Genomic DNA, 23,698 nt, shown 5'->3' with positions numbered 1-23,698 from the left:
AAGTTAAGGTTCAATTCCTGTAAATACTAACTTTGAGTGCTTAACTCCCTTCAGGGAAGTTATCTTGTCAGCAAGCTCCTTTATCTCCTTTACTCTCCCCTTAACTGCTATTACCTCTAAACAGTGGTGGTGGTCTATGTGAATGTGCATTGTAGAGATAATGTTTTCCAAGTAGTTGTGCTCAATTTCTGTTAGTCTATCAACCAAGTCCTTCTGGTGGTGGTCGTAGACAACGGTTATCGTTCCAAAGGCAAAGCTTTCAGGCTTTAAGTCCTTCTCTATTAGGGCAGCCCTAATTAAATCCCTTATCGCCTCTGAACGGCTGAGGTATCCCTTTTCCTCGATAAACTTCTCAAACTTCTCAAATAACTTTTCCTCAAGGGAGACCGTTAACCTAACTATTCTTCCCATTTCTTAAACCTCTTGAATGGCCGTATTCTGTACTCCACACCCAACTCCCTTGCAAATTTTTCAAACTCATTCCTATTAAATCCAGGGTAGTCAACAGCAGTTACCCTCACATTAAATCCAAGCTCCTTTGCATCCTTTATAAATTTTACCAGCGAGTCCCAACTTCTTTCTCCGAATTTAGGCCTTACAACTCTCAGGTATTCTTCTTTATTGGAAGCATTAACGCTGATACTGAAGGAGTCAATTAGTCCCTTCAATTCCTCCAAAATTTTCTCGTTTTCTGTTATCAGATATCCCAACCCGCAGGTATCAACCCTGATTGGCGTATCCTTTGAAAACTTTTTGACCCACTCGGCAACCTTCTTTAAGGCTTCGTACCTTTCAAATGCTTCTCCATACCCGCAGAAGACTATTTCACTATAAACTCCCGGGTTTTTTATTCTGTACATGTACTCTTCCGGAATAGGTTCCCTTTTGAGGTGTAGGTTGTATCCCAAGACGTAGTCCTCTGTCCCCCTAAAACAGAACTTACAGGAGCAGGGACATTTAGAGGTTAAATTGATGTAGAGTTTATCTCCAACCTGGTAAACCAACCTCTTCTTTTCCTCTTCACCTGTTAGAGGTAGGTTAAAGAGCCTCTTTGCATTAACGGTTGTTATTCTGTCCACATCTTTAAACGAAAGTCCCAACTCTCTTGCTACTGTCATTGCCGTATATGCGACGTAGGTGGGTTTATTTCTCCTTCCCCTTACAGGTTGAGGTGCTAAATATGGGGAGTCTGTTTCAATCAAGAGTCTTGAAGATGGAACGTACTTTAACGTCTCCCTCAACTCCCTGTTCTTTGGATACGTTACTATGCCAGCGTAGGAGATAAACAGTCCCGCATCCAATGCGGATTCAAGGAGCTCTCTTTCACCGCTAAAGCAGTGGATAACTCCTCTAACCCCGTCAAAGTGCTTCTTTATGAAATCTGCCATCTCCTTGGCAGCATTCCTCGTGTGGATTATTACAGGAAGGTCAAGCTCCTTTGCTATTTCAACCTGCATGTGGAATACTTCGTACTGTCTTTCCTTCGGGGATAGGTTTCTGTAAAAGTCTAACCCCATTTCTCCAAGAGCAACCACCTTTGGACTCTGGGCAAGTTCAACGATTCTTTCGTAGTCCCTCTCAGAATAGTTCCTTGCCTCGTGAGGATGAATTCCTACAGATGCGTAGACTTTTTTGCTTGAGTTTGCAACCTCGATTGCCCTTTTACTGTCCTCTAAATCGCAACCTACCGTTATAACGGCATCTAACTTTTCCTCACACTCCTTTATTACCTCTTCCCTGTCCTCATCGAACTGTGGAAAGTGAATATGGGCATGGGTGTCTATCACTATTTCCTCCTCTTCAAAATGGCACTTATTCCATGTGAGGAAAGTTCCTTTTTGGCCTTTAAAGCTTCTCTCTTAGTCTGGAAGTAACCAACTACTACCTTTACGTAACGGCTGGTATATATGGTTTTGGGCTTAAAACCTAATTTTTGTAAACGCTCAGCAAGCTTTAAGGCATTTTCTTTATTTCTGAATACGCCAACTTGAAGATAGTACTTACCAGACTGGTTTTGTTTGACCTCTCCTTCTTTCTCGATTTTCTCCTCTTTACTTTTAACCTCTTCAGTTTTTTCTTCTGATTCCCTGTTTTTAACCTCTTCTTCTGCTATCTCTTTTGTCTTTTCAACTTCTGTTTGATTACTTGTAACCTGTGCAACCTGAGTAATCTCCTCTCCTGTCCCGTTTGAACCTGTTCCATTTGAAGCAACTTCCGACTTATTCTCACTTTCTGCTTCTACCTCTGTTTTTTCACTAACAACTTTCTCCTCAATAGGTTCTGGCCTTGATACAGGGGCAATTCTTGATAGTGTTTTAACAATCTGTTTTTTCTCAATTTCACATATCTTTTTTTCCTCTTCTATACCTTTTCCCTTTCCAACGTAGTAACCTATCCCGTAGGCAAATCCAAAAAGCAGTGCTGAAATAACGACAAAAATCACCTGAAATCTCCTATCCCCGTCCATTACATCCTCCTCGGTGCATTTATATTTAAGATTCCAAGCCCTAATTTAATCACCCTTTTAATCCCTTCTATTAAATAGAGGCGGGCTTCAGAGAGCTCCCTATTCTCCTCATCAATAACCCTGTGCTTGTTGTAAAACCTGTGAAGAGATGAGGCTAAATCTATTAAGTAGTAGGTAATCCTGTGGGGCTCCCTCTTCAAGGCGGACTGCTGAAGTTCGTACCTGAATCCGTAAGCCTTGAGAATCAGTTCCCTCTCCTCTTCTGATTTAAGAAGGTTTAAGTTTTCCTTTTTAGGTAAGAACCCCTTCTCCCTTGCTTTATCCATTACACTGCAGAGCCTTGCATGGGCATACTGGACGTAGTAAACGGGGTTCTCACTCTTTTGGGAGAGGGCAAGGTCAATGTCAAAGTCAAGGGGAGTATCGTGGCGCTTGAGGAGGAAGAAAAACCTGACAGCATCAACACCAACTTCATCCATAAGCCATCTCAGGGGAATAAAGTTTCCCTTTCTCTTTGACATTTTTATCTCTTCACCGTTTTTAAAGAGTTTAACTAACTGTATGAGTATAACCTCAAGCCAATCAGGATTCTTTCCAAGTGCTTCTATTGCGGCCTTAACACGGGGAATGTAGCCGTGGTGGTCAGCTCCCCATACGTCTATTCCTCTGTCGTAACCTCTCCTAATTTTGTTGTAGTGGTAGGCAATATCTGAGGCAAAGTAGGTATACTCACCGTTTGAGCGCTTTACGACCCTATCCTTATCGTCTCCAAACAGGGTTGTCTTAAGCCAGAGGGCTCCATCCTTTTCGTACACGTATCCCTTTTCCTTTAAGAGTTCTAAGACCTCTTCTACTTCTCCCTTTTCGTAGAGCGCCCTCTCACTGAACCAGTTGTCAAACTCAACGCGGAGCTCCTTCAAGTCTTCCTGAATCCACTTAAGTATCTCCTCCTTCCCAAATTCGGCAGCTAATTTAACAGCCTCCTCCTCAGGGAGTTCCAGAATTTCAGGTTTTAACTTGAGGAGCTTCTCTGCAAGCTCCCTGATGTAGTTCCTTCCCCAGATTTCAATTTCGCCGGAGTAGGCATCCTCGGGGAGCTCTACCTTTTCTCCTTTTAACTCCTTTATCCTAAGGTAAATTGAAACTCCTAAAAGTCTTATCTGCCTTCCTGCATCGTTTATGTAGAACTCCCTTTCAGGACTGTAGCCTGTAACCTTCATTATCCTGTAAAGGACATCTCCAACAACGGCTCCCCTTCCGTGTCCTACGTGTAGAGGGCCTGTTGGATTTGCAGAAACGTACTCTAAGAGAACCCTCTCCCCCTTTCCAATATTTGATAAATAAAAATCCTCCTCAACTATTTTTTCAAGGAGCTCCATATAGAATTTTTGAGAGAGCCTGAAGTTTATGAATCCCCCTCCGGCAACTTCAACGCTCTCAAAGTCACCACTTCCCACTAAAACTTTCTTTATCTCTTCTGCTATAGCCGTGGGAGACTGCTTAGTCAACTTTGAAAGCAAAAACGCTGCATTTGTAGCAAGGTCTCCAAACTCCTTCCTTTTAGGTTTCTCAAAAGTTGCCCTTTCAAGAACTCCTACAGCATCCTCTCCGTAAATTTTCCTTACTGCACTTAAGACTCTCTCCTTTACTATTTCCCTCATTGCCTCTCCAGAGTTAATTTGTTAGCTTTGAACCCAGATTATACTATTGGAGATGTTATGAAGGACTTCCTTCTAACAGTTGCAGGATTTGATCCTACAGGTGGAGCAGGGATACTAAGGGACGTTAGAACCTTTAACATCTTTGGCTTTTTGGGAACTGCCGTTATTACGGTAAACACCTCACAGAATACTAAGGGAGTTCTGTCGGTTTCATTCACAGATGGGGAGCTCCTTTTACAGCAGATTGACCTGATTTTTGACGAGATTGATGTAAGGGGGGTAAAAGTCGGAATTCCTCACAGGGATAGAGATGTTAATGAAGAAATAGCAGAAAGGTTGAAAAGTTTGGATGTACCTGTTGTTTTTGACCCCGTTTTATCACCTACCTTTGGAAAGTCATTTATAGACAGGATTTCTGTAATTTCTCCCTTGATAGATGTTGCAACCGTCTTAACGCCGAACGTTGATGAATACAAATTGATAGGAGATTTTGTTAGAGGGAAGAATTTAGTTGTAAAGGGAATTCCGAAGGGTGACCTTGTTTGTGATAGGTTGTTTATTGAGGGTGAACTTGTTTCTGAGGTCTGTCACAGGAGGGACGGTAGGGTTGTGAGGGGAACGGGGTGTGCATTCTCATCTTCACTAACGGCACTACTTGCAAAGGGAAAACCCCTAAGTGAGGCATTTCTTGAAAGTTCAAAGTTCTTAGAGGAGTACAGGAGAAAATCAATACTCTTGAGTGGAGCTAAACAGCTGTACTCATTACTCTAAAAACGTATATTTTTAGACAAAATCATTTGGAGAGGTTGAATGAACCAGGAGCTTATTAGGAACTTTTGCATAATTGCCCACATAGACCACGGAAAGTCAACGTTGGCAGATAGGCTTCTTGAGTTTACTGGTACTGTTTCTAAAAGAGAGCTGAAGGAGCAGATGTTGGATACTTTGGAGCTTGAGAGGGAGAGGGGAATCACGATAAAGCTCAACGCCGTTAGAATGAAGTACACTGCAGATGACGGGAAGACCTACACGATGCACCTAATAGATACTCCAGGCCACGTTGATTTTACGTACGAGGTTTCGAGGAGCCTGTCTGCCTGTGAGGGAGCTCTTTTAGTCATAGATGCAACTCAAGGAGTTGAGGCCCAGACAATTGCAAACTTTTTCTTAGCCTTGGATGCCGGTCTTGAGATAATTCCCGTCATTAACAAAATAGACCTTCCAAGTGCAAATCCCGACTGGGTAAAGGAGCAGATTGCAGACGTTTTGGGATTGGATCCAGACGATGCCATACTTGCCTCAGCAAAGGAGGGAATAGGGATAAAGGAGATTCTTGAAGCTATTGTTAAGAAAGTACCACCCCCATCGGGAGACCCTAATAGGCCGTTAAAGGCTCTGATTTTTGACTCCTTTTACGATAACTACAGGGGTGTTATCCCTTACATAAGGGTTTTTGACGGAGAGATAAAGCCAGGAATGAGAATAAAGCTCATGTCCAACGACAAGGAGTTTGAAGTTGTAGAGGTTGGAACTCAGTCTCCGAATATGGTCAAGACGGAAAAGCTCTCTGCAGGTGAGGTTGGCTGGATAGCTGCAAACATTAAAAACATTGAGGATACCCAGGTAGGAGATACGATAACCGATGCCGAAAATCCCACAGATGAGCCCTGCCCCGGTTTCAGACCTGCAAAGCCGATGGTTTTTGCCGGACTGTATCCTGTGGATTCGGACGACTATGAAAACCTTAAGGAAGCTTTAGAAAAGTTAAAGCTGAACGATGCTGCCCTCTTCTTTGAGCCTGAAACTTCGGCAGCTTTAGGTTTCGGTTTCAGGTGTGGATTTTTGGGACTCCTACACATGGAGGTAATAAAGGAGAGACTTGAGAGGGAGTTTTGTCTTAACCTCATAGCAACAGCCCCGAGTGTTATATACAAGGTTTACCTTAAGGACGGAAGTTCTGTTGATGTCCAGAACCCTGCCCAGATGCCTCCCCCTGAAAAGATTGAAAGGATTGAGGAACCTTACATTTCCGCTTCCATAATTACTCCTTCAGAGTACGTAGGACCAGTTATGCAGCTCTGTCAGGATAGGAGAGGCATCCAAACGGGATTTTCGTACTTAGACCAGCAAAGGGTGGAGCTCCGCTACGATATACCACTTTCAGAGATTCTCTTTGACTTCTTTGACAAGTTAAAGTCCGTTTCAAGAGGGTACGCATCGTTCGACTACGAGTTCGCAGGTTACAGGCCTGGAGACCTCGTTAAACTTGACATCCTGATAAACGGAAAGCCTGTTGATGCCCTCTCTGTAATAGTTCACAGGGATAAAGCGTACCAGAGGGGAAGGCAGTTGGTTGATAAGCTGAAGGAGATAATTCCAAGGCAGCTCTTTGAGGTTGCCATTCAGGCGGCAATAGGAAACAAGATAATTGCCCGCTCAAACGTAAAGGCACTGAGAAAGGACGTTTTAGCAAAGTGTTACGGTGGAGACGTTACGAGGAAGAAGAAGCTCCTCGAAAAGCAGAAAGAGGGTAAGAAGAAGATGAAAATGTTAGGAAAAGTTGAGGTTCCCCAGGAGGCATTTTTAGCAGTTTTAAAAGTGGAGTAAGGGAGGGAAACTTCCCCCTCCTACTTACACGAAGGCATCTCTATCAGACCAACGTTTCCATCCTTTCTCTTGTAGACAACGGCTGCATTTCCAGTTTCGGCATTGCAGAATACTACAAACTCCCTCTTTGAGCCAAGGAGCTGGACAACTGCATCCTCCACAGAGATGGGTTTGTAGAGCTCGGGCTCAACCTCAATGATTTCTATGGGCTTCTCAACGGCCTCTTCCTCAACCAAAGTTAACTGCTTTGTTTTTTGGGCTTCCTTCTTTGATGCTGTCTTAACCTTATCCTTTAAACGGCGTAGCTGCTTTTCCGCAGAGTCAACAACGTAGTCAACGGCAGTGTAAAGGTCGTCAGTTTCCTTCTTTATCCTTAACGTGTGGTCAAATACGTTGTAGATAACGATTTCCACAGAGGAGCGGTACTTCTCCTTGTTTACAATAACGTCTGCAAAGACCTCTCTCCTATCGTCGTTTCCCAGGTACTTCTCAAGCCTCTTAAATTTTTCCTCCAAGGTGTTTTTTATTGCCCCCGTTAGGTCGATTCCGTGACCTATGAGATTGAGCTTTAGTTGGGCCATCCCTTCCTCCTTTTCTTTTATCTCCTAACTTTAAATTAAGGCCAAATCGGGAGAGTGTCTATGGAGAGAAAGAAGGTCTACCTCCTCTTCTCAGGAGGGCTTGACAGTATAATTGCGGCAAAACTGCTGAAGAACCTTGGATTTGACGTAGTGGGTGTCCACATTACTTCCCCGTTCTTTGAAAAGGACTTAGAAAAGCTGCAGGATTTAGCCAACAAACTGGGAATAGAGCTTAAAGTTGTTGAAGCGGGGGATGACTATCTTGAAATGCTAAAGAGTCCCGTTTACGGATATGGAAAGAACCTCAACCCTTGTATTGACTGTAAGGCCTACATGCTGAAGAAGGTTAAGGAAGTTGCAGGAGAGAATGGAATCATCGCAACTGGAGAGGTTTTAGGACAGAGACCTATGTCTCAACACCTTCAAGCCTTTAACTCAATCGAAAAGCTTTCAGGTCTGAAAGGTAGAGTTTTAAGGCCACTATCTGGGAAACTTTTGCCGGAGACAGATTATGAGAAGGAAGGAGTAATCAACAGGGAAAAACTCCTTGATATAAGGGGACGTTCAAGGAAGAAGTATCCTGAGATTTTAAAAAAGTTAGGAGTAAACATTGAGGAGCTTCCTACACCAGCTGGGGGGTGCCTTTTAACCGAACCCTCCTTCTCAAAGAAGGTTAAGGACCTGTTGGAACACGGAGAGCTCTCCTGGGAAAACGTAAGGCTGCTGAAAATAGGAAGGCACTTTAGACTCGGAAACTGTAAACTGATTGTAGGAAGAAATAGAGAAGAGAATAAAAGGTTAGAGGAATTCTCAAGGGGGGGGGATATTGTTATAAAAGTTCCAAACGTTCCATCCCCAACGGCAATTTTGAGGTGTAAGGAGGAGCCATCTGTAGAACTTCTAAAAAAAGCTGCAGGGATAGTTGCAAGATATTCCGATGCAAAGAGTGAAAAGGAGGTTAAAGTAGCCCTGTATAAAAATGGTAAACTATTTAAAGAATTAACTGTTGAACCTCTATTTGATACAAAGGAATTTTCTGTAACAGGATAAGGAGGGAGAGATGCCGCTGTTTGAAAAGGTTCTTTACTCGACGGATTTTTCACCACTTGCCGAGCTTGCCTTAGACTACGTTAAAAAACTAAAGGAGGCTGGAGAAAAGGAGGTTGTTGTTGTTCACGTAGTTGATGACCTTTCAATAGAGCTCCCCGACGGGGCAGACCTTTTAAACGACAAGGAGCTCTACAAGATTCTTCCTGAGGTTGACCAGGAGTACGTTACTTCACTGATAGAAAGGTTGGAAGCTGTGAAAAGGATATTAGAGGAGGAAGGGTTATCTGTAAAAATTTACTTAAAATACGGGAATATCCCGAAGCAGATAGTTGATGTAGCAGAAAAAGAGAAAGTTAAGATAATAGTGATGGGAGCTCACGGAAAGGGCCTTTTAACTGAAATTCTCTTAGGAAGTGTTTCAACTGACGTTATAAGGAATGCCAAGTGTCCAGTTCTAATAGTTAAAAATAGGGAGGAGTGATGCTTTTTGAGAGAATTCTCTACCCGGTAGACCTTAGAAGAGCAAGTATTAACGTTAAACCTTACATTCTAAAATTGAAAGAGGCCGGCTGTATTGAGGTTCACATTGTTTACGTTTTAATTCCATCAGACTGGGGAATCTTGGAGAAAGAGGAGTACGATTCTGAAGATAAGATTGAGGCCCTACGAGGAACTATTGATGATGGTTATGTAGATGCCCTCTTAAGAACCTACAGGAAATTGAAGGATTTAGCTAAGGAGTTTGAGGAAAGGGGAATAAAAACAAGAGTTTCCTTAATTTCAGGTGAGTTGGCAGAGAGTCTCAGTTGGTATACAAAGGAGTACAACATCAAGCTCGTAGCTCTTGGAATAACGGATGAATCCCTCTCATTTTTCAAGGTCGGAAAGGTCCTTGACATAATAAAGGAGATTGAATCTCCTATTCTGATAGTAAAAACAAAGGAGGAGGAAGGAAACGAGGAGATTTAGCGTTCCAACTCCTCAAAAATGGCATCCCTGTAGGTTCTAATCATAAAGTCTATCTCCTCTTTGCTTATTGCAAGGGGAGGCATTACTACAAGGACAGGACCTAAAGGTCTTGTAAATACTCCCTTTTCAACTATTCTCCTTGAAACCCGTCTTCCAACGTCGTCCTTCCAGCTAAAGCTCTCTTTCGTTTCCTTGTTCTTTACAAGCTCAATTCCTACCATAAATCCCCTTCCCCTTATATCTCCAACGTGTTTCAATTCCGAGAGTTCTTCGTAGAGTTTCTTGTGGAGATAATCAATCTTATTTCGTAAACTTTCTGGCCAATCCTTTTCTTCAAAGAGCTCTAAGTTTTTCAAGGCAACGGAGCAGCCAAGCTGATTTCCTGTAAAGGTGTGTCCGTGAAAGAACGTTTTTCCGCTGCCGTAGTCTCCTCCCCAAAAGGCACTGTAAACTTCATCAGTTGAAAGTGTAGCTGCCAACGGCATGTATCCGGCAGTTAATCCCTTAGATATTGCCATGATGTCTGGAACTACACCTTCCCACTCACATGCGAACATCTTTCCTGTCTTTCCGAATCCCGTTGCAACCTCGTCTAAAATTAGTAAAACTCCAAACTCGTCGCAGAGCTCCCTGACTCCCTTTAAAAAGCCCTCCGGGTGGACAATCATCCCTGCAGCTGCCTGGACTAAGGGCTCCATAACAACTGCAGCAACTTCCTCACCGTGTTCTTCCAAAATTTCCTTCAATCTGTTTAACGAGTACTCTTTACACTCCTCGACTGTTCCGTTAAACCTGTATGGATGGGGAGCTGGAACCTTAAAGGTTTCAAACATGAGTTCTCTAAACATTGAGTGGAAGAGGTCAATTCCTCCAATACTTACAGAGCCTATTGTATCTCCGTGGTATGCCTCCTCAAGCTTTATGAACTTTGTTCTTCTTTTTTCTCCCTTTAACTGCCAGTACTGATAGGCCATTTTCAGGGCAACTTCCATTGCAGTAGAGCCATCGTCAGAGTAGAAAACGTGATTCAACCCTTTAGGGGTTATTTCAACTAATCTTTTGGCAAGTAAGATGGAAGGTACGTTTGCAAGTCCCAAGAGCGTTGAGTGGGCAATCCTGTTAACCTGTTCACACAGAGCATCGTTTAGTTCCTTAACATTGTGGCCGTGAACGTTGCACCATATGGAACCTACAGCGTCTAAATATTTCTTTCCATCAATATCTATGAGCCAGCATCCTTCTCCCCTCTCAATAACTATCGGCTCGTACTTAACGTACTCTGCCATCTGAGTAAAGGGGTGCCAGACGTACCTCTTATCCCATTCCTTAAGTGTTTCCTTACTTATCAAAGGTTCCTCCTTAGTAACAGATGTAAACTACCCTTGCCCTAAGTTTAATTTCTTCCCTCTCTCTTTTAGGTTTTGGAGCTGTAATTTTAAAAGCTCTTACATTTTCTAATATTGGGAAAGGATTAACAGAACTAAAGCTTATAGACTTTATAAAACACCTTTTATTTAATTCCCTTTCAAAGATTTTCTTTTCCTGCCTTGCTGTATTCAAAATTCCAACTTTTAAACTCTTTAATGCTCCACTCTTTTTTTTCTCAGAAACGACCCATTTTGAGTATAAAATAGAGTAGGAAATGGGAGACTTCTCCTTTGCCATGTTTAGAGCTCTAAAAATATCCTCCTGCTGGAGAACATTCTTTAGTTTAAATCTGTAAAGCACCTCGCCTGAGAAGCCGTCTATTCTGTAAACTTTCCTAACGGAATCCCACTCCTTTAGTGGGTAGATTATAAAGTTCCCTCCAGAATAGGGGAGGTTTAACCCTCTAATGTATTCATCTGCTGTTGAGAGGGACTTAAGGACGTTCTCTTCACTTTTTCCCCTTGAGGAGACCTTAAATGTAAGGGAATACACGTCCGGCTGAACACTTTTGCTTACTTCTACGGTATCCTTGATTACAGTTGTTTTATTCGGAGTTTCAGCGGAAAAAACACTTAATGGAAAACTAAAAAGAAAAATGAAAATCCATTTCATATTTAACCTCTAAAATTCAGTTAACTATAAGTATATCAATAGAAACTTCAGAAGAATTAGATAGATGGGGAAAAGAATGGTTGAAATGAAGATTGAGGAAGCGGCGATTTCGGGGGATTTGTTAAACCTTTCACAGAGAACGTAGTTGAGGACTGCCGAAGGGAGTGACGATTGGACAATTAAAACTTTTGATATCAATCCCTTCAATCCTAAAATTTCAACGGAAAATATCGAGAAAACGGTTCCTCCCAAAAATCTAACCAAAGTCGATAGCACTCCTACTTCCAATCCCTTTAAATCAACTTTTGAAAGAGATATACCTATGGATACAAGCATTAATGGCATTGTTGCATTTCCCGTAAGCTTAATCATCTTCTCAACTCCGGAGGGAAGTGAAACTTCCCTTAGGAGAAAGGCCAAAAGAACCGCATATATAAGGGGGATTTTTAATGCCTCCTTAAAGCCCGATGATAGGTCTCTATTTAGAATGACAATTCCTAAAGTAAAGTGGTATATAGCCATTACAACCATGTAAGTTAAAGCTATAGGTAATGACTCTTCTCCAAACATTAAGTAGATAAGGGGAATTCCTAAATAACCGGCATTCATCACCGTTGAGGAGAGCTCAAAAGCCGGGTTTTTTTCCTTTAAAAGGAGGCCTTCAACGAGGAGCGAAAGAGAGTAAACACCTAAAAAAACAATTAGCCCAGAGAGTGAAATAGATGTTAAGTTTTCAAAACTTTTTAATTCCCTGAATGAGTCAAAGATGAGAGCTGGGGCGAAAATGTAGAGGACTAACGTTGAGATTGTCCTTGTTTCCAAGGATTTCCAGATTTTTCCAAAAGCGTATCCTAAAAAAATCAGAATGTAAATGGGGAAAATGACGTTCAGTAGGAGCTCCTCCATCAGAGAGCTCTTCCCCTTATTCTCTCGTTACCTTTTCTTTCGGTCAGTTGGATAGAGTCAAGGTATTCCAGTATCGGAATTGCAAACTTTCTGCTCACCCCTAAGTAGTCCTTAAATTCGGAAACCGATAGAGTCTCTTCCCTTGAGAAGTGCTCCTTCAGGATTTTGACAATTTTCTTAAAGGCATCTGGAGAGAAAAGGAAGTTGCCTATTTTGTGAAATCCCTCATTTCTAACTAAGTAGTCGGCAGTCATGTATACCTTTGTTTCAGAAATTCCCGTTTCCTTAGAAATCTCCTTTAATGATGGTGGAGAGAACAAACTTTTTTTAGAGTATTTTCTCAGTATGTCTGCAATTTCTGAAAACTCCCCCTTTGGTTCTGGCTTAAATCCTTTTAGTTTTAACTGAGAGCCAACCTCTTCAATCCTTTCTTCACTTGAAAGTTCTGAAATTACCGTTTCTAAGAGTTCCTGAGGAATGTTTAAATTTGTCCTCAAGGACTCCCTGTTTATTCCCTCAGAAACAGGATAAGTCTCATGGTACCTTTCTACTTCCTCCAAAATTTTCCTCTTTAGTTCCTCCTTAAACGTTGGAGGATAGAGTTTTCTGTTGAATTCATTAATCTTAGTCTCTGAAATGAGTTTTTCTGTCAATTCTTTAGCTTCCCTTGGAGATAAGGCCAACCTCTGGACAAAATCGCCGTAGGAGAACTTCCCCGGAAACTTACCAACCAAATAAATTAACTTCCCTTCAACCTTTTCCCTTTCCGTTAAGGGAGTAAGAAAGGATATCCACCTATCCCTGAACCTCCTCCTAAACTTTTTCTCAGGTAGAGGGTTTACTATCCACCCTCCTCCGATAACCCTTGCAGGTGAATAGTTCCTGACTATAAACCTATCGCCGTAAACGGGAACGACCTCATCCCTCAACCTTATCTGGGCAAGGGCTTTCTCTCCCGGAAGGAGCTCCTCCTTATCAATAAGGTAAACTTCTCCTTCCGTTTCACTCGTTAAGTGGTGGAAGTGAACTTTAAAACCGGATTCGACAACTACATCTGCGCTCCTTGACACTTCTAAGACAACATCGACCAATTTCGTGGGCTTAAGGTATCCGGGAGCTGAAATTAGGTCTCCCCTCTTAACCTCCTCCTTTGAGACACCGGCCAAATTGACAGCCGTTCTCTGGCCGGCAAATGCCCTATCAACAGGCTTACCGTGAACTTGAATTCCCCTGACCTTTGATTTGATTCCCTTCGGAAGTATTTCGACCTCTTTCCCTACCTCCAACTTCCCCGAAAGTAGAGTTCCCGTAACAACTGTTCCGAATCCCTTAACTGTAAACGACCTATCAACAGGAAGTCTCAGAAAACCCTCAGAACTCTTTGGTTTTACCTGTGAGGAAACCTTTGAGAGTTCCTCTAAGAGCTCATCTATTCCCTCTCCCGTTTTTGAGGAGACGGGAACTATGGGAGCTCCCTCCAAAAACGTCCCCTTTACAAAATCCTTTACCTCTTCCTTTACAAGTTCTAACCACTCCTCATCTACAAGGTCCTTTTTAGTAAGAACTACAATTCCCCTCTTTGTTCCAAGTGTCTGGCAGACAGTCAGGTGCTCCTCAGTCTGGGGCATTACCCCCTCGTCTGCCGCAACAACAAATAGAACTAAGTCCAAGCCGTGAGCCCCTGCAAGCATGTTCTTTATGAACTTTTCATGTCCCGGAACGTCAACTATTCCGGCCAAAACGCCGTTGGGGAGCTCTAAGTGGGCAAATCCCAAATCGATAGTCATCCCCCTCCTCTTTTCCTCCTCCCAACGATCGGTATCAACCCCAGTGAGAACTCTGATTAGACTCGTTTTTCCGTGGTCGATGTGTCCTGCGGTTCCAACAACCAAAAACTTCTTACTTTGCATAGTCAACTGCCCTTGTTTCCCTTATAACTGTTATCTTAATCTGACCGGGGTACTGAACCTCCTCCTCAATCTTCTTTGAAATCTGGTGAGCTAGGAATTCAGCCTCCTCGTCGGTTATCTTGTCGGGTTCAACCATTATCCTGACCTCTCTACCTGCCTGAATTGCAAAGGCCTTCATAACTCCGGGGAACGACTCTGCAATGCTCTCCAACTTCTCAATTCTCTTTATGTAGGCCTCTAAGCTCTCCCTTCTCGCTCCAGGCCTTGCTGCTGAAAGGGCATCGGCAGTTGCAGCACACACAGATTCAACAGTTGTAAACTCAACCTCTCCGTGGTGGGCGGCAGCGGCATTGACAACTGCTTCAGGCTCTCCGTACTTCTTGAGGAGCTCTGCTCCAATTATTGCATGGGAACCCTCAACCTCATGGGTCACCGCCTTTCCTATGTCGTGGAAGAGTCCCGCTCTCCTTGCAAGTTTTTCATCCGCACCTATCTCTGCAGCAATCATTCCGGCCAAGTAAGCAACCTCCTTAACGTGCTGAAGGACGTTCTGGCCGTAGCTTGTTCTAAACTTTAACCTTCCCAAGAGCTTTTTAAGTTCAGGGTGAACCCTCTCTATTCCCAACTCAAAGAGGACCTCCTCAGCAGCACTCATCATCTCCTGTTCTATCTCCTGCTTGACCTTCTCAACAACCTCCTCAATTCTTGCAGGGTGAATTCTCCCGTCAGCAACGAGCCTCTCAAGGGCAATCCTTGCTATCTCCCTCCTAACAGGGTCAAACGATGAAATTGTTACTGCTTCAGGAGTGTCATCGATGATGAGGTCAACACCGGTTGAAAGCTCAAAAGCTCTAATGTTCCTTCCTTCCCTTCCTATAATTCTTCCCTTCATCTCGTTGTTTGGAAGGTCAACGACAGAAACTGTCGTTTCGGCAACAACGTCTGTAGCCAACCTCTGAATCGTTGTTGCAAGAATCTTCTTCGCCCTTCTATCTACAGTCTGCTCAAACTCTTCCTCAATCTGCTTGTACCTGACTGCCAAGTCCCTCCTTATTTCGTCTTCCATTCTTTTCATGAGCTCTTCCTGAGCTTCCTCCTTGGTCATTCCGGCAATTTCCTCTAACTTCTTCATCTCCTCATCAAGAAGCTGGCTGAGTTTAACCTCCTTCTCAAGGAGTTCTGCCTCCAACTTTTCAACCTCTGCCCTCTTCTCCTCCAATTCTGCCTCAACTTTGTCCAAAAAGGTTGCTCTTCTATCTAAGTTCTCCTCCCTCTTCTCTATGTACTCTTCCCTTCTGAGCAACCTCTTTTCAAGCTCAGAGAGTTCCCTCTTCTTCTCCTTTAGTTCGGCCTCTAACTTTTCCTTCTCCTTAAGGAGCTCCTCCTTAGCCTCAATAATGGCCTTTTTCTTCATCTCCTCGTACTTTGTTTCGGCTTCCTTTTCTAACTTCTCCGCCCTTCTCTTTAGCTCTTCTGCCTCTTCCTTTGCCCTGCTAATAATTCCCTGAGCCTCCTTCTTGGCCTCCTCAAGGATTTTCCTCTCCAACTCCTCCCTTACGACCTGCCCCTTCTTGGAGCCAAAGACGTATCCCCCTGCAAGACCTGCTACAACTGCAAATATGGCAACTAAGATTGTCTCCATTCTTTCCTCCTTGTCCAATTTTTGTCTGTTACAATGTAGTCCACTGGAACGTCAAATGGGTCGTGAGGGAGCTCTGAAAATAGCTGGAAGCTGAAGCAAACCCCTATCTTTTTTGACGAGCGGTTCTTTGAAAGAAATCTGTCGTAGAAGCCTCCTCCGTAACCTATTCGGTATCCGAAAAGGTCAAAGGCAAGGCCTGGAACAAAAACAACATCTATCGATTTAACGACCCTCTTTACGTCCATAGGTGGTTCAGGAATGTTGAACTTACCCGGAGTTAGTTCCCTTAGGGAAGAAATCGAAATGGGAATTAACTCTTTCCCTTCAACCTTTGGGAATGAAACAGTTTTTTCCAACCTTAGAAGTTTCTCTGCAAGAGGAAGTAGGTTTGGCTCTCCCTTTATTGGATAGAAGAAGAGGAAGCTCTCAGCGTGTGGAATTAGGGATAGGAGATTCGAGAGCCTCTCAATTAGCCTTCTACTGAGCTTTTCCCTTTCATCTTCAGTAAGGAGGAGTCTTCTCTGGCGGATTCTATGTCTGATTTGAAACTTCAACGTTTACCCCTTTAAAGGGGCAAGAGGAAGTGTTAGGGAGCTATCTTCTTCTGATTGTTAACGAGGAGTTTTGCACCCTCTTCAAGGCGCTTTATCTCATCGCCAAGTTCCCTGATTTGTTTCTTGAGTGACTCATTTTCGTCCAATAGGTAAAAACAGGCAACAACCAGGGCCTTGTCAAACGTAACCCTGCTGTTGCCAGATTTTATTCTCTCAACCATGGACTCAATCTTTCTTGCCAGCCCCTTAACGTATTCGGGGTCCTTATCGGTCTTTATATTAAACTTCCTTCCATTTATTATAACTTCAACTGTCTGCGGTAAGCTCAATCTTCCTTCCTCTTAGCCCCTTAACGTAGCTCCTATTTTAGAAAGCTCCTTAATTATACCATCCACAATTCTGTTAACTTCCTCATCTGAAAGAGTTCTGTCTAGAGCTCTGAATGTAAGTGAAAATGCCACACTCTTTTTACCCTCAGGAATTCCCTTCCCTTCGTAGACGTCAAAGAGTTCCAACCTTTCAAGGTACTTTCCGCTTTCCTCTATCACCTGTTCAATTTCTGAAACAGGTACATCCCTGTCAACTATCAGTGATAGGTCCCTCTTAACGGGAGGAAACTTTGGAATTGGCTTAAAGGTTGTTCTTGTCTCTTTTGAAAGTTTGAGGAACTCTTCAAGGTTAACCTCGGCAACAAAGATTTCCTCATTGACATCAAAGGCCTCATTAACGTCCGGATGGAGCTTTCCGAGAAAACCTACATGCTTTCCATCAACAAGAACTTCTGCAGACTGTCCCGGATGGAGGAAGTGAAACTTCTCTGTTCTTTTAAATTCAAGTCTTAACTTCAGGTATTCCCCTAACGACTCAACTATTCCCTTAATGTCATAAAAATCTACCCTTCTTCTCTTCCAGAGCTCCGGAACCTCTCCAGAAATTAAAACCCCCAACTTTAAGACCTCTTCGGGGAGCTCCTTTCCCGTAGGGTTGAAAACCTTTGAAACCTCAAAGAGGAAAACGTCCCTTTCGTTCCTGTTTATGTTCGTTACGGCATTTTTTACAAGACTTGGAAAGATAAAGTTCCTCATGTAGACCCACTCCTCAGAGAGCGGGTTCGAAATTTTCACTAAGTTTTCAACGGGTAGTCCAAACTTTGAGTACAGACTTTCACCTATAAAGCTGTAGTTTATGGCCTCGTTTAGTCCTAACGATGATAGGAAATCCTTTAACTCAGAGACCTTAAAGTAGTCGAAGTTCCTCTCTATTTCACTGTGCATGAGGGGATATGTACTTACAACGTTCTTCATTCCGTAAATTCTTACAACTTCCTCAATTAGGTCTATCTCCCTCGAAACGTCGTACCTTCTCCAGGAAGGAACCTTCACAACTATGTAGTCCTGCTCCTTTCTAACCTGAAAGCCAAGACCTGAAAGAATTTCAAATGACTTCCTTGCAGGGACTTGAACGCCTAAGAGCTTAGTCGCCCTCTCGGGATTAAATGCAATAACCTTTGGGGTGTAGGGTTTGGGGTAGAAGGAGAGGTTCCCCTGAGCAACTTTTCCACCTGTTAACCTTTGAATTAGGTGGAGAGCTCTCTCAGCCGCAAACTTACAAGCCTCTATGTCAGCTCCCCTCTCAAACCTGTAGGATGCATCCGTTGATAGGCCCAACCTCTTTGATGTTCTCCTTATTGACATAGGGTCAAAGTGGGCAGACTCTAAAAAGAGCTCCCTTGTTGTAAAGTCCGTTCCACTCTCCTCTCCGCCCATAACGCCGGCTACTGCAATGGGCTTTTCGGAATCGGCAATGACGAGGTCGTCCTTTGTTAGTTCTCTTTCCACTCCATCAAGTGTTTTTATTTTCTCTCCTTCCCTTGCTCTCCTTACAACAACCTCTCTTTCTGAAATCTTTTCAAGGTCAAAGGCGTGAAGGGGCTGTCCAAGTTCGTACATTACGTAGTTTGTAACATCAACAACAGCGTTTATAGGTCTTAAACCTACCAGATAGAGCCTTACCTTCATCCAGAGTGGTGATTCCCTGTTCTCAATTCCCTTAACAACGAACCCCTCGTACCTCGGACATCCTGCCGGGTCTAAAACGGAGAGTGAGGCCTCATCTTCGGCCTTAAAGTCCCCTAAATCAAATGATGTATCTGGAAGTTTTAATTGCCTCCCTAAAACTGCCTTCAGTTCCCTCGCTATTCCTAAGACGGAGAGGGCGTCGGGTCTGTTTGTCGTTATCTCGTACTCAATTATCCAGTCGTCCAAGTTGAGGACTTCCTTAACGTCCTTTCCTATAGGAGTGTCATCCGGGAGAATCATTATTCCTGAAGAGCTCTCCGTTAGACCCAACTCCTCCTCAGAGCAGAGCATTCCGTTTGAGACAACTCCCCTGAGCTTGCTCCTCTTTATTCTAACTCCCGTTGGGAGCTTTGAGCCGTGGAGGGCTACAGGAACAACGGCTCCTTCAAAGACGTTATCTGCACCTGTAACTATCTGAAGGACCGTTTCACCGATGTCTACCTGACAAATCCTTAATTTATCGGCATTTGGGTGTTTAGAAATCTCTATGATTTTTCCCGTTACTACCTTCTCGATGTTCTCCCCGGCGTACCTTACGCTGTCAACCTCAATTCCAACGTCTGTAAGTATCTCTGCAACCTCATTTGCAGAAAGGTCATCTATATCAATAAACTCCTTTATCCAGTTGTAAGTAACCTTCATTCCTATACTCCTTTAAACTGTCTTAAGAATCTCAGGTCGTTCTCAAAGAAGAGCCTCAGGTCGTCTATTCCGTACTTCAGCATTGCTATCCTCTCAACCCCCATTCCAAAGGCAAATCCCTGATAAACCTCTGGATTTATGTTTACCGATTTAAATACTGCAGGGTCTACCATTCCACACCCTAAGATTTCAAGCCAACCGGTTCCCTTACATACCTTACAGCCCTTTCCTCCACATATAACGCAACCTATGTCAACCTCTGCACTTGGCTCCGTAAACGGGAAGTACGATGGACGGAATCTGACCTTTGTATCTGAGCCGAAAATTTCCTTAAGGAAGAGTTCCAAAACTCCCTTTAAATCTGAGAACGTAACACTCCGGTCAACCATTAAGCCTTCAACCTGATGAAACATTGGAGTGTGTGTAACGTCTGCATCCTTTCTGTAAACCTTTCCGGGAGCAATTATCTGAATGGGAGGCTGGTGCTTTTCCATTACCCTGACCTGAACGGGAGATGTATGGGTTCTTAGAACAATCTCATCTGATATGTAGAACGTATCCTGCATCTCCCTTGCAGGGTGGCCTTTAGGAATGTTTAGTGCCTCAAAGTTGTAAAAGTCAGTTTCAATCTCGGGACCTTCGGCAATTGAAAATCCCATTGAGGTGAAAATTTTTACTATCTCCTTGAGTGTTTTTGTAACAGGGTGGAGAGCTCCTAAAGGTTTTCTCCTTCCGGGAAGGGTTACATCTATTTTTTCCTTTCTCAGTCTTTCAAGTTTCTCCTTTTCCTTGAACTCTTTAATTTTTTCCTTTAGAGCTCTTTCAAGTTCTCCCTTCAGCTGATTACAGGCTCTTCCAAAATCCCTCCTTTCCTCAGGTGGAAGTGTAGGAATTTTTTTTAGGAGCTCTGTAACCTTTCCCTTTCTTCCCAAGTACTCAACCCTTAAGTTTTCAACATCCTGAAGGTTTGAGGATTCGTCAAGTCTTTTGAAAAACTCTTCCTTTAATCTTTGAAGGTTTTCAATTCCGGCCATTTGTTAAACTCCTTCTGTTTGTAGGAGGGAATTATAAACAAAAAGGGGAATTGGAGGGAGAACTTAAAAGACCGGGAAGTTCCCGGCCTTTAGCTGAAGAGTCTCTTACAGTTCCTGTACCAGTTGAGGTAGTTCTGAGCAGCCTTTATCAGGTCCCTTTTAGAACAGCGGAGCTCCCTCTTAAATCTCCTTCTCTCCTTCTTTGTTCCGTTAAAGGCGAGGATTTCCGGAGATTCCTTGAACTGCTCTAAGATTTTCTCAGAGATAGCCTTTAAAGAACCCTGAATCTTAACGGTCTTTCCTCCGTCTCTAACCCAGAGCTCCATGGCTACCTCCTTTAAGTTTTTGGGGAAAATTTATTCCTCCTTGAGAGCTCTGAAAATCCTTAAGAACTCATCCGGAGAGACCTCCTCAGCCCTTTTCTCTCCGTAACTTTTAAACTCGTCCGGCAGTTCAACGTTCTTCTTTAGTTTCTTTCTCCTCTGAGAAAAAGCCCTTTTTAAAAACTCCTCAAACTCCGTTAATTCACTGTCCTCCATACTAAATCCCGTTGGAGTTATTCTAATAACTGTTGAAAATACCTTTGGAGGGGGTATGAACGATTTTGGATGAACGTCAAATAGCTTTTCTACTTTGAAGAAGGGAGAGAGTAGGGCTGGAAGGTAGCCGTAGTTCTTTCCGCTCCTTGAAGTCAGCCTATCGGCAACCTCCTTCTGAACCATAAAGACACCGGAGTCAAAAACCTTCCTGTGTCTCAGAAGATTTCTTATTATTGCAGTCGATACGTTGTAGGGGAGGTTTCCAAAGAACTTCCACTTTCCGGGGAGCTCTGAAAATGGAAACTTCGTTGCATCCCCTTTAACAATTTTGACCTTACTGCCAAATTTCTCCTTCAGGTAGTTTACCCAATCGGGGTCTACTTCAATTAGGAGGAGTTCCTTCGGATTTCTGCTCAGTATTTCCTCGGTGAGAGCTCCCCCTCCAGGGCCGATTTCAACTATCCTATCCTTTTCTGAAACACTTCCAGAGTCAACAATTTTTCTTATTACGTTCCTGTCCCTTAAAAAGTGCTGTCCGAACCTCTTCTTTAGTTTCATTACTCTTCCACAGTAACATCAACCTTAATTGACTTAAACTTTGCAGTTTTTACAAACCTGTCGGATTCGTCCCCAAAGAGGGAGTTTATTGAACTCTTAGCCCTGTGAAATGTAACAAAGAGAGTTCCTTTCCTTACGTGCTTGTTGAACTCAAGGGGTAGAAAAGGAGTTTCACCGTTTTCTGTTTTGAGCTTTATTCTCTTCCCATTTTTTAACCTTTCCCTGTCCTTCTCACTTGCATAGACAACGTCCTCCTTAAAGAGCTTAAACTTTTCTAACGTTTTGCAACGGGAGGTTTGATTCGCATTGTTGTAGTGGGGTAAAACCCTACCCGTTGTTAAGTAGAACCCTTCGATTTCCCTTTTTTCTAAGAGCTCCTCAACCATTCCCCTTACTCTGTATCTGTTATAAATCAACCTCCCCTTTCCATCTGGAGTTGAAAATTTTTCCTCGTAGAGAACAGGAGTTCCCCTTCCATCCTTAACGGGCCACTGGGGAGCTTCCTCAAAGTTTTTCCTCAAGAGTTCGTAGGAAGCTTCTCCGAACCTCTCTGGAGCATCCTTCCTCAGCTCATTCCAAACATCCTCGCTTGTTTTAAACCCAAAGTCAACTCCCATTTCCCGAGAAACGGCTGAAATAACCTCCCAATCGTCCGGAAGTTCAGAATCAAAAACGGGTTGTGAAAGGTGAATCCTCCTCTCTGCATTTATGTAAACACCGGTCTTCTCATAGCAGCTCTTGACTCCAAATACAACGTCGGCAAACTTTGTTACCTCACAGGGGAAGAGCTCATTTACAACTAAAAACTCCAAACTTTCAAGGGCTCTCTTCACTTTGTTTGAATTTGGATGTACGTGGGCCAAATCCTCCCCCATTACCCAGAGAGCTCTTATTTCCCCCCTTAAAGCGGCATCAATGATATCTGGAGTCATGTATCCGATTTCCTCTGGTTTCTTATAGTCCGGTAGGTAGTATGGAAGCATTCCCACATCACAGGCACCCTGGACATTGTTCTGTCCCCTGAGGGGAAGAAGCCCTGTACCTTTTCTTCCCACGTTGCCCGTTAAAAGAGCTAAGTTTGCAATTGCCATAACTGTTTCACTTCCATCCTCATGCTCAGTTATTCCAAGTCCCCACATAAAGAGTGTCTTCTTCTTGGAAATTTCCTCAGCTAATCTGTAAATCTCCTCGGTTAAGTACTCGTATCCAGGAATTTTCCTGAACACTTCAGGTTTAGAGAGTTCATCTGAGAGTATTTTCTCCTTAAACTCCTCAAAGTTTGAAACTCTTTTCTCAACAAAATCTCTATCGTAGAGTCCGTTTTCGACTATTACCCTTGCAACTGCATTTAAAAATAGAAGATTGGACTCAAATGGTATGACAAGCTTATACTTGGCAAACTTAAAAAGACCTATTTCCCTAACGTCAAGAACTGCTAAAGGGATACCCTTTCTTGCCTGTTCCACAATCCTGTGAGCGACAATTGGATGGGCTTCAGTTGTGTTTGAGCCCAAAACAAAGATGAACTCTGAGTTGTAAATCTCGTCAAAGGGAACCGAAGCTGCTCCTTCCCCAACCGTCTCCTTCAATCCCTTTAAAGAGGGAGCGTGGCATATTCTTGCGCAGTTATCAACGTGCGGAGACCCTACAACTTCCCTTGTAAATTTTTGAAGTAGATATGCACTTTCGCAGTTGGTTCTGGCTCCTCCGACTGCTGCAAAGGAACGGGAACCATGGGTAGAAACTATTTCTTTAAGCTTTTCAGCTACAATTTTATAGGCAGTTTCGTAGGGAACTGAGAAAAACTCTCCTCTCCTATCAAAGTAGGAAGTATCTATTTTAAACTCATCTAAGAGCCTTTTTTTTACGAGAGCTCCCTTTATCCTATCTGGATGGTTAACAAATTCATGGCCAAACCTTCCCTTTACACAGAGCTTTCCCTTACTGACAACTCCTGAACGAATAGGAACTACAGAAGACCTATCAAAACCTATTTCACAACCAACACCACAGTACGTACAGACCGTTTTTTTCAAGAGCTCCTCCAAAAGGAATTTTAAAAAGTTAGAAAATTATAGCTGGAATACTGTTGAAGTTCAGAAAGAAGGTGGACACCCTAAAATAAGATTTGAACTCCAACAAAAGGAGGTGTCCACCAATGAAACAATTAAAGAAATTCAAAGGAACATCCCTGCACATATCAAATACACCCTTCAAAAAAACAATCAAAAGAGGAACGAAAATAAAAACAAAACTCGACCTAACAAAAGACCCAAACGTGAGAAAAAGACTTAAATGGATTCAACATTACGAAAAACACCAAAATGCAAGACTAACCTGCAGATACTTCGGAATAAGTCCAACTACCTTCTACAAATGGAAAAATAGATACAAAAAGTACGGTTTAGAAGGCCTCAAAGACAGAAACAAAAGACCCCACAGAGTAAGACAACCTCAGAT

General features: G+C 43.0%; 23 protein-coding genes. 6 read left to right on the top strand and 17 right to left on the bottom strand.

The window, feature by feature from the left end; translation table 11 throughout:
* Window positions 1-3 precede the first annotated feature (3 nt).
* Genes nikR through argS form a run of 4 tightly spaced genes read right to left on the bottom strand, consistent with a single transcriptional unit; the run spans window position 4 to window position 4,128 of the window.
* Complete coding sequence (gene nikR / locus FN732_RS02550) at window positions 4-411, bottom strand: nickel-responsive transcriptional regulator NikR (protein WP_142934363.1); 408 nt, start codon at window positions 409-411, stop codon at window positions 4-6.
* Window positions 399-1,787 carry a TatD family hydrolase gene (locus FN732_RS02545; protein WP_142934361.1) on the bottom strand — a complete coding sequence of 463 codons (1,389 nt, stop codon included), beginning with the start codon at window positions 1,785-1,787 and terminating at the stop codon, window positions 399-401. Before FN732_RS02545 ends, nikR begins: the two co-directional genes overlap by 13 nt.
* Window positions 1,787-2,467 carry an SPOR domain-containing protein gene (locus FN732_RS02540; protein WP_142934359.1) on the bottom strand — a complete coding sequence of 227 codons (681 nt, stop codon included), beginning with the start codon at window positions 2,465-2,467 and terminating at the stop codon, window positions 1,787-1,789. The genes FN732_RS02545 and FN732_RS02540 overlap by 1 nt, the downstream gene beginning before the upstream one ends.
* Entirely contained in the window at window positions 2,467-4,128 is a 1,662-nt protein-coding gene (gene argS / locus FN732_RS02535) for an arginine--tRNA ligase (protein ID WP_142934356.1), read from the bottom strand. The genes FN732_RS02540 and argS overlap by 1 nt, the downstream gene beginning before the upstream one ends.
* Window positions 4,129-4,185: 57 nt before the next feature.
* Between argS and FN732_RS02530 the strand changes: the two genes are divergently transcribed.
* Together FN732_RS02530 and lepA are read left to right on the top strand one after the other, a co-directional pair.
* On the top strand, window positions 4,186-4,899 hold the full coding sequence (locus FN732_RS02530; protein ID WP_142934354.1) for a hydroxymethylpyrimidine/phosphomethylpyrimidine kinase: 714 nt from the start codon (window positions 4,186-4,188) through the stop codon (window positions 4,897-4,899).
* 39 nt (window positions 4,900-4,938) lie between these two features.
* The gene (gene lepA, locus FN732_RS02525) at window positions 4,939-6,735 is read left to right on the top strand and encodes a translation elongation factor 4 (protein ID WP_142934352.1); all 1,797 of its coding nucleotides are present in this window, start codon (window positions 4,939-4,941) and stop codon (window positions 6,733-6,735) included.
* Window positions 6,736-6,755: 20 nt separating this feature from the next.
* On the opposite strand, the gene hpf is transcribed toward lepA, so the two are convergent.
* Window positions 6,756-7,316 (bottom strand): ribosome hibernation-promoting factor, HPF/YfiA family, encoded by a 561-nt coding sequence (hpf, locus tag FN732_RS02520; RefSeq protein WP_142934350.1) that lies wholly within the window; start codon window positions 7,314-7,316, stop codon window positions 6,756-6,758.
* A 60-nt stretch (window positions 7,317-7,376) separates the two neighbouring features.
* Here hpf and FN732_RS02515 point away from each other — a divergent pair, with 60 nt between their 5' ends.
* From FN732_RS02515 to FN732_RS02505, 3 genes are read left to right on the top strand one after another with little or no spacing between them, the layout of a single operon-like run.
* Window positions 7,377-8,366 (top strand): DUF814 domain-containing protein, encoded by a 990-nt coding sequence (locus FN732_RS02515; RefSeq protein ID WP_142934348.1) that lies wholly within the window; start codon window positions 7,377-7,379, stop codon window positions 8,364-8,366.
* 10 nt (window positions 8,367-8,376) lie between these two features.
* On the top strand, window positions 8,377-8,847 hold the full coding sequence (locus FN732_RS02510; protein WP_142934346.1) for a universal stress protein: 471 nt from the start codon (window positions 8,377-8,379) through the stop codon (window positions 8,845-8,847).
* On the top strand, window positions 8,847-9,335 hold the full coding sequence (locus FN732_RS02505; RefSeq protein ID WP_142934344.1) for a universal stress protein: 489 nt from the start codon (window positions 8,847-8,849) through the stop codon (window positions 9,333-9,335). Before FN732_RS02510 ends, FN732_RS02505 begins: the two co-directional genes overlap by 1 nt.
* Here FN732_RS02505 and bioA read toward each other — a convergent pair.
* From bioA to FN732_RS02445, 12 genes are all read right to left on the bottom strand, one after another.
* Complete coding sequence (gene bioA, locus FN732_RS02500; protein ID WP_142934342.1) at window positions 9,332-10,684, bottom strand: adenosylmethionine--8-amino-7-oxononanoate transaminase; 1,353 nt, start codon at window positions 10,682-10,684, stop codon at window positions 9,332-9,334. The genes FN732_RS02505 and bioA overlap by 4 nt on opposite strands.
* Window positions 10,685-10,694: 10 nt before the next feature.
* A complete protein-coding gene (locus FN732_RS02495; protein WP_142934340.1) occupies window positions 10,695-11,375 on the bottom strand; it encodes a hypothetical protein in 681 nt (226 codons plus the stop codon).
* Window positions 11,376-11,399: 24 nt separating this feature from the next.
* The gene (locus FN732_RS02490) at window positions 11,400-12,281 is read right to left on the bottom strand and encodes an AEC family transporter (RefSeq protein ID WP_142934337.1); all 882 of its coding nucleotides are present in this window, start codon (window positions 12,279-12,281) and stop codon (window positions 11,400-11,402) included.
* Entirely contained in the window at window positions 12,281-14,191 is a 1,911-nt protein-coding gene (selB, locus tag FN732_RS02485; RefSeq protein ID WP_142934335.1) for a selenocysteine-specific translation elongation factor, read from the bottom strand. Before selB ends, FN732_RS02490 begins: the two co-directional genes overlap by 1 nt.
* A complete protein-coding gene (gene rny / locus FN732_RS02480; RefSeq protein ID WP_142934333.1) occupies window positions 14,181-15,833 on the bottom strand; it encodes a ribonuclease Y in 1,653 nt (550 codons plus the stop codon). Before rny ends, selB begins: the two co-directional genes overlap by 11 nt.
* Window positions 15,818-16,387 carry a 5-formyltetrahydrofolate cyclo-ligase gene (locus tag FN732_RS02475; RefSeq protein WP_142934330.1) on the bottom strand — a complete coding sequence of 190 codons (570 nt, stop codon included), beginning with the start codon at window positions 16,385-16,387 and terminating at the stop codon, window positions 15,818-15,820. The genes rny and FN732_RS02475 overlap by 16 nt, the downstream gene beginning before the upstream one ends.
* A gap of 32 nt (window positions 16,388-16,419) precedes the next feature.
* Entirely contained in the window at window positions 16,420-16,716 is a 297-nt protein-coding gene (locus FN732_RS02470) for a cell division protein ZapA (protein ID WP_142934328.1), read from the bottom strand.
* Between the two features lie 12 nt (window positions 16,717-16,728).
* Window positions 16,729-19,107 (bottom strand): phenylalanine--tRNA ligase subunit beta, encoded by a 2,379-nt coding sequence (gene pheT / locus FN732_RS02465; RefSeq protein WP_142934326.1) that lies wholly within the window; start codon window positions 19,105-19,107, stop codon window positions 16,729-16,731.
* 2 nt (window positions 19,108-19,109) lie between these two features.
* The gene (pheS, locus tag FN732_RS02460; RefSeq protein ID WP_142934323.1) at window positions 19,110-20,141 is read right to left on the bottom strand and encodes a phenylalanine--tRNA ligase subunit alpha; all 1,032 of its coding nucleotides are present in this window, start codon (window positions 20,139-20,141) and stop codon (window positions 19,110-19,112) included.
* An 89-nt stretch (window positions 20,142-20,230) separates the two neighbouring features.
* Window positions 20,231-20,467: a hypothetical protein gene (locus tag FN732_RS02455; RefSeq protein ID WP_142934321.1), complete on the bottom strand. Its 237-nt coding sequence runs from the start codon at window positions 20,465-20,467 to the stop codon at window positions 20,231-20,233.
* 30 nt (window positions 20,468-20,497) lie between these two features.
* Complete coding sequence (rsmA, locus tag FN732_RS02450; protein ID WP_142934319.1) at window positions 20,498-21,238, bottom strand: 16S rRNA (adenine(1518)-N(6)/adenine(1519)-N(6))-dimethyltransferase RsmA; 741 nt, start codon at window positions 21,236-21,238, stop codon at window positions 20,498-20,500.
* Window positions 21,238-23,274: a molybdopterin oxidoreductase family protein gene (locus FN732_RS02445; protein ID WP_142934316.1), complete on the bottom strand. Its 2,037-nt coding sequence runs from the start codon at window positions 23,272-23,274 to the stop codon at window positions 21,238-21,240. Before FN732_RS02445 ends, rsmA begins: the two co-directional genes overlap by 1 nt.
* A 122-nt stretch (window positions 23,275-23,396) precedes the next feature.
* Here FN732_RS02445 and FN732_RS02440 point away from each other — a divergent pair.
* Window positions 23,397-23,698 (top strand): helix-turn-helix domain-containing protein (locus tag FN732_RS02440; RefSeq protein ID WP_142933554.1); only part of this gene is annotated, 302 nt, incomplete at its 3' end.

This window comes from Balnearium lithotrophicum (assembly GCF_900182585.1).
GTDB lineage: Bacteria > Aquificota > Aquificia > Desulfurobacteriales > Desulfurobacteriaceae > Balnearium > Balnearium lithotrophicum.
This window is presented reverse-complemented; position numbering and strand designations above follow the sequence as displayed.

Coding starts and splice junctions, on each gene's coding strand:
- nikR (WP_142934363.1), bottom strand. CDS start 411: ATGGGAAGAATAGTTAGGTTAACGGTCTCCCTTGAGGAAAAGTTATTT.
- FN732_RS02540 (WP_142934359.1), bottom strand. CDS start 2,467: ATGGACGGGGATAGGAGATTTCAGGTGATTTTTGTCGTTATTTCAGCA.
- argS (WP_142934356.1), bottom strand. CDS start 4,128: ATGAGGGAAATAGTAAAGGAGAGAGTCTTAAGTGCAGTAAGGAAAATT.
- FN732_RS02530 (WP_142934354.1), top strand. CDS start 4,186: ATGAAGGACTTCCTTCTAACAGTTGCAGGATTTGATCCTACAGGTGGA.
- lepA (WP_142934352.1), top strand. CDS start 4,939: ATGAACCAGGAGCTTATTAGGAACTTTTGCATAATTGCCCACATAGAC.
- hpf (WP_142934350.1), bottom strand. CDS start 7,316: ATGGCCCAACTAAAGCTCAATCTCATAGGTCACGGAATCGACCTAACG.
- FN732_RS02515 (WP_142934348.1), top strand. CDS start 7,377: ATGGAGAGAAAGAAGGTCTACCTCCTCTTCTCAGGAGGGCTTGACAGT.
- FN732_RS02510 (WP_142934346.1), top strand. CDS start 8,377: ATGCCGCTGTTTGAAAAGGTTCTTTACTCGACGGATTTTTCACCACTT.
- FN732_RS02505 (WP_142934344.1), top strand. CDS start 8,847: ATGCTTTTTGAGAGAATTCTCTACCCGGTAGACCTTAGAAGAGCAAGT.
- FN732_RS02495 (WP_142934340.1), bottom strand. CDS start 11,375: ATGAAATGGATTTTCATTTTTCTTTTTAGTTTTCCATTAAGTGTTTTT.
- FN732_RS02490 (WP_142934337.1), bottom strand. CDS start 12,281: ATGGAGGAGCTCCTACTGAACGTCATTTTCCCCATTTACATTCTGATT.
- selB (WP_142934335.1), bottom strand. CDS start 14,191: ATGCAAAGTAAGAAGTTTTTGGTTGTTGGAACCGCAGGACACATCGAC.
- rny (WP_142934333.1), bottom strand. CDS start 15,833: ATGGAGACAATCTTAGTTGCCATATTTGCAGTTGTAGCAGGTCTTGCA.
- pheT (WP_142934326.1), bottom strand. CDS start 19,107: ATGAAGGTTACTTACAACTGGATAAAGGAGTTTATTGATATAGATGAC.
- pheS (WP_142934323.1), bottom strand. CDS start 20,141: ATGGCCGGAATTGAAAACCTTCAAAGATTAAAGGAAGAGTTTTTCAAA.
- FN732_RS02455 (WP_142934321.1), bottom strand. CDS start 20,467: ATGGAGCTCTGGGTTAGAGACGGAGGAAAGACCGTTAAGATTCAGGGT.
- rsmA (WP_142934319.1), bottom strand. CDS start 21,238: ATGAAACTAAAGAAGAGGTTCGGACAGCACTTTTTAAGGGACAGGAAC.